At 71.6% G+C, this 5,301-nt stretch carries 4 protein-coding genes and 2 pseudogenes; all 6 read left to right on the forward strand.

Annotation, left to right across the window (positions count from 1 at the left end):
• A pseudogene (locus tag ABZ805_RS29045) lies at window positions 1-186 on the forward strand (serine hydroxymethyltransferase); the annotation flags it as partial.
• Window positions 186-1,418 carry a sarcosine oxidase subunit beta family protein gene (locus tag ABZ805_RS29050; protein WP_358447064.1) on the forward strand — a complete coding sequence of 411 codons (1,233 nt, stop codon included), beginning with the start codon at window positions 186-188 and terminating at the stop codon, window positions 1,416-1,418. The pseudogene ABZ805_RS29045 and the gene ABZ805_RS29050, both read left to right, overlap by 1 nt.
• 13 nt (window positions 1,419-1,431) lie before the next feature.
• On the forward strand, window positions 1,432-1,701 hold the full coding sequence (locus ABZ805_RS29055) for a sarcosine oxidase subunit delta (protein WP_224963073.1): 270 nt from the start codon (window positions 1,432-1,434) through the stop codon (window positions 1,699-1,701).
• A complete protein-coding gene (locus ABZ805_RS29060) occupies window positions 1,698-4,535 on the forward strand; it encodes a 2Fe-2S iron-sulfur cluster-binding protein (RefSeq protein WP_358447068.1) in 2,838 nt (945 codons plus the stop codon). The genes ABZ805_RS29055 and ABZ805_RS29060 overlap by 4 nt, the downstream gene beginning before the upstream one ends.
• Window positions 4,528-5,115 carry a sarcosine oxidase subunit gamma family protein gene (locus ABZ805_RS29065; RefSeq protein ID WP_358447071.1) on the forward strand — a complete coding sequence of 196 codons (588 nt, stop codon included), beginning with the start codon at window positions 4,528-4,530 and terminating at the stop codon, window positions 5,113-5,115. The genes ABZ805_RS29060 and ABZ805_RS29065 overlap by 8 nt, the downstream gene beginning before the upstream one ends.
• 46 nt (window positions 5,116-5,161) lie before the next feature.
• A pseudogene (locus ABZ805_RS29070) lies at window positions 5,162-5,301 on the forward strand (S-(hydroxymethyl)mycothiol dehydrogenase); the annotation flags it as partial.

Consider the following 5,301-nt stretch of genomic DNA (forward strand, 5'->3'; position numbering starts at 1 on the left):
AGCGGCCTGCGCATCGGCACCCCCGCCCTCGCCACCCGCGGCTTCACCACCACCGAATTCACCGAAGTCGCCGACATCATCGCCACAGCACTCCAACCCACCATCGACACCGAGGCGCTGCGCGACCGCGTCGAGGCGCTCACCCGCAAGTTCCCGCTGTACCCGAACCTGAACGGAGGGCTCTGATGTCGCCGCGCACACCCGGTGCAGACCTGCCCGAGCACCCGGATCGGCTCTGGAGCTCCCCGGACCCGAAACGCTCCTACGACGTGGTGATCGTCGGCGGCGGCGGGCACGGGCTCGCCACCGCCTACTACCTCGCCGTCAACCACGGCATCACCAACGTCGCCGTGCTGGAGAGCGGCTGGCTCGCGGGCGGGAACATGGCCCGCAACACCACGATCATCCGCTCCAACTACCTGTGGGACGAGAGCGCCGGGCTCTACGAGCACGCGCTGAAGTTGTGGGAAGGCCTCGAAGACGCGCTGGACTACCCGCTGCTGTTCTCCCAGCGCGGTGTGCTGAACCTGGCGCACTCGCTGCAGGAAGTGCGCGACAGCGTCCGCCGCGTCGAGGCGAACAAGCTCAACGGCGTCGACGCCGAATGGCTCGATCCCGCGCAGGTCAAGGAGATCTGCCCGATCCTGAACACCTCCGAGGACCTCCGCTACCCGGTGCACGGCGGCACCTGGCAGCCGCGGGCCGGGATCGCCAAGCACGACCACGTCGCCTGGGGCTTCGCCCGCGCCCTCGACCGGATGGGCGTCGACCTGGTGCAGAACTGCCAGGTCACCGGATTCGAGACCGTCGGCGACCGGGTCGTCGGCGTCGAGACCACCCGCGGGAACATCCGGGCCGGCAAGGTCGCGCTCGCCGCCGCGGGCAGCACCTCGGTGCTCGCCGACACCCTCGGGCTGCGGCTGCCGATCCAGAGCCACCCACTGCAGGCGCTCGTGTCCGAACTGCTCGAACCCGTGCACCCCACGGTGGTCATGTCCAACGCGGTGCACGTCTACGTCAGCCAGGCGCACAAGGGCGAACTGGTCCTCGGCGCCGGCATCGACGCCTACAACTCCTACGGGCAGCGCGGCGCGTTCCACACCATCGAACGCGAACTCACCGCGGCCGTCGAACTGTTCCCGATCTTCGCCCGGGCGCACGTGCTGCGCACCTGGGCCGGGATCGTGGACGTCACCCCCGACGCCTCCGCGATCATGGGCCGCACCCCGTTCGACGGCCTGTACGTCAACTGCGGCTGGGGCACCGGCGGGTTCAAGGCCACGCCCGGTGTCGGCTGGTGCTACGCGCACACCATCGCCCACGACGAACCGCACCCGCTCAACGCTCCCTTCAGCTTGGAGCGGTTCACCACCGGAGCCCTCGTCGACGAGCACGGCGCCGCAGGCGTCGCGCACTGAACGGAGTCCGCACATGCTGCTGATCCCCTGCCCGTGGTGCGGGCCGCGGAACGAGACCGAATTCCACTACGGCGGCCAAGCCGACGTCCGCTACCCGGACGACCCGCAGTCGGTGTCCGATGAGGACTGGGCGCGATTCCTGTTCTACCGCGCCAATCCGAAGGGCGTGTTCACCGAGCGCTGGTCGCACCACGCCGGCTGCCGCCGCTGGTTCACCGTGCAGCGCGACACCACCACCAACGAGATCCACCCCGACGGCGCGACGAGGACGGTGACCAGGTGAACGACGAGTTCAGGACCGCCGACGGAGGGCGCATCGACCGCCGCCGACCCGTCCGGTTCCGCTTCGACGGGCAGGACTACGAAGGCCGCGAAGGCGACACCCTCGCCTCCGCGCTGCTGGCCAACGGCGTGCACCAGATCTCCACCAGCATCAAGTACGGGCGACCCCGCGGCATCATGGCCGCCGGGCCGGAGGACCCGAACGCCCTGGTGCAGATCGAGAAGCCGTTCCCGGAACCGATGCTGACCGCCACCACCGTGGAACTCGTCGACGGCCTGGAAGCGACCTCGATCCCCGGGCAGGGGCGGTTGTCGGACGAACCCGACCCGGCCCGCTACGACGCGATGCACGCGCACTGCGACGTGCTCGTCGTCGGCGCCGGACCGGCCGGGCTGGCCGCCGCGCTGACCGCGGCCCGCAGCGGGGCGCGGGTGATCGTCGCCGACGCCGACACCGAATTCGGCGGCGCGCTGCTCGGCAACGGCGAGGAGCTCGACCGCAAGCCCGGCACCGACTGGGTGCGCCGCGCCGTCGCCGAGCTCGACTCGCTGCCCGACGTGCGCACCCTCCCGCGCACCACCGTGTTCGGGCACTACGAGGACGGCTACTTCGTGGCCGTGCAGCACCGCGGCGACGACGCGCCCAGCCGCCAGCGCATCTGGCGCATCCGGGCCCGCGAGACCGTGCTCGCCACCGGGGCGCACGAACGGCCCGTGGTGTTCACCGGCAACGACCGGCCCGGCACCATGCTCGCCGCCTCCGCCCGCACCTACCTGCACCGCTACGGAGTGCTGCCCGGCAAGCGGGCCGTCGTGTTCACCACCAACGACAGCGCCTACGCCGCCGCGATCGACCTGCACGACGCCGGGGTGGAGATCGCCGCCATCGTCGACGTGCGCGACGTGGTGCCCACCTACTGGGCCTCGCTGTGCGTGGAACGCGGCATCACGATCCGCCCCGACGCCGCCGTCGTCGGCACCTCCGGCGTCGACCGGGTCGTCAGCGCGCACCTCGTGGGGCTGCGCTCCGACGAGCACCAGCCGGTGACCGTCCGCCAGGTGGTGCGCTGCGACCTGCTGCTGGTCTCCGGCGGCTGGAACCCGGCGGTGCACCTGCACGCCCAAGGCCGCGGCGGGGTGCGCTACTCCGAGCGGATCGGCGGCTACGTGCCCGAGGAGGACCTGCGCTCGGTCCGCTCCGCGGGCGCCTCCGCCGGGGTGTTCGCCACCGGTGACTGCCTGCGGGCCGGCGCCGAAGCGGGCGAAGCCGCCGCGCGGGCCGCCGGATTCGACGCCACCGCGCCCGAACCGCCGACCGCGAAGAACCCGCCGGTGCTGGCCGGGCGCACCACCTGGCTGCTGCCCAGCCCCGCCGACTCCGGCGGCGCCAACCAGTTCGTCGACCTGGCGCGGGACGCCACCGTCGCCGACATCCGCAAGGCCGTCGGCGCCGGGCTCGACTCGGTGGAGCACGTCAAGCGCTTCACCACCATCGGCACCGCGCACGACCAGGGCAAGACCTCCGGCACGCTCACCACCGGCATCATCGCGCAGCTGCTCGGGCGGGAACCGTCCCGCACCACCACGTTCCGCGCGCCCTACACGCCGGTCGCGTTCGCCGCCCTCGCCGGGCGCGACCGCGGCGACCTCTACGACCCGGTGCGCGTCACCGCGATGCACGACTGGCACGTGCAGCGCGGGGCGCCGTTCGAGAACGTGGGGCAGTGGAAGCGGCCCTGGTACTACCCGCGGCCCGGTGAGGACATGGCGGCGGCGGTGCTGCGCGAGTGCGCGGCGGTGCGCTCCGGGGTCGGCATGCAGGACGTCTCCACCCTCGGCAAGATCGACGTGCAGGGGCCGGACGCCGCCGCGTTCCTCGACCTCGTCTACACCAACAAGATGAGCACGCTCAAGGTCGGCCGCATCCGGTACGGGCTGATGTGCACCGCCGACGGCATGGTCTTCGACGACGGCACCGTGATGCGCACCGGCGAGCACCGCTACCTGATTTCCACCACCTCCGGGGGCGCGGCGGGCGTGCTGGACTGGCTGGAGGAATGGCTCCAGACCGAGTGGCCGCAGCTGCGGGTGCACCTGACCTCGGTCACCGAGCAGTGGGCCACCATCGCCCTCGCCGGGCCGAAGTCCCGCGAAGTCCTCGCCCGGGTGGCCACCGGGCTGGAGCTGGACAACGACGCGTTCCCGTTCATGTCCTGGCAGGACGGGGTCGTCGCGGGCAGGAGGGCGCGAGTCTGCCGGATCAGCTTCTCCGGCGAGCTCGCCTTCGAGATCAACGTGCCCTGGTGGTACGGCCGCGAGGTGTGGGAAGCCCTGCACGAAGCCGGTCGTCCGTTCGACATCACCCCGTACGGCACCGAGACGATGCACGTGCTGCGGGCCGAGAAGGGCTTCCCGATCGTCGGGCAGGACACCGACGGCACCGTCACCCCGCACGACCTCGGCATGGGCTGGGCGGTGTCGAAGAAGAAGGACGACTTCCTCGGCATGCGCTCGTTCTCCCGCGCCGACAACGCCCGCCCGGACCGCAAGCACCTCGTCGGCCTGCGACCGCAGGACGAATCCCTGGTGCTGCCGGAAGGTTCGCAGCTGGTGGCGAGCGACGTGCTGCCCGCACCACCGGTGCCGATGCTCGGCCACGTCACCTCCAGCTACCGCAGCGCCGTGCTCGGCGGTGGGTTCAGCCTCGCGCTGGTGAAGGGCGGGCGGGACCGCATCGGCGACACCGTCTACAGCCCGGTCGACGGCAGGCTGGTCCCGCTGACCGTCACCGAACCCGTCTTCTACGACAAGGAAGGAGCGCGTCGCGATGGCTGAGCCCTACGGAGAGTCCCCGCTCGCGGCCCGGGCGGAGGCCCTCGCCGCGCGTTCCGGGCCCGACGCCGTGCACATCACCGAGGTGCCGTTCAAGGCGCAGATCACGCTGCGGGTCGACCCGAAGGGGTCGGGCGCGGAGCGGATCGGCACCGCGATCCACGCGATGCTGCCGAACCAGCCCGGCGAGGTGGTGCACGCCGAAGGCGCGCTGGTCCTCGGCCTCGGCCCGGACGAATGGCTGCTGGTCGGACCGGAAGGCGCCGCCGAGTCCATTTCGGACACGTTGACCACGGCGCTCGACGGTGATCACGGCGCGGTGGTGGACGTGTCCGCGCACCGCACCATCCTGGAGGTCTCCGGGCCGCACGCCCGGGACCTGCTGAACATGGGCTGCGCGCTGGACCTGCACCCGCGCAGCTTCGCGACCGGCCGGTGCGCGCAGACGCTGCTCGCGCGCGCCGCGGTCGTGCTGGTGTGCCGGGATGCGGCACTGCCCACCTACTGGCTGATCGTGCGTTCGTCGTTCGCGCGGTACGTCGCGGACTGGCTCATCGACGCCGCCGGCGAATACGGCTGGTGACGACCGAACCTGCGGGAATTTCCCCACGTGTGAACTGGAGCTCTGGATGACCGAAGTGCGCGGCGTAGTGGCGACCGGCAAGGGCAAGCCGGTCGAGGTCACCACCATCATCGTTCCTGATCCGGGTCCGGGTGAGGCGGTGGTGCGGGTGCAGGCGTGCGGGGTGTGCCACACGGATTTGCACTA

This window comes from Saccharopolyspora sp. NPDC047091, assembly GCF_040643635.1.
Classification (GTDB): domain Bacteria; phylum Actinomycetota; class Actinomycetes; order Mycobacteriales; family Pseudonocardiaceae; genus Saccharopolyspora_C.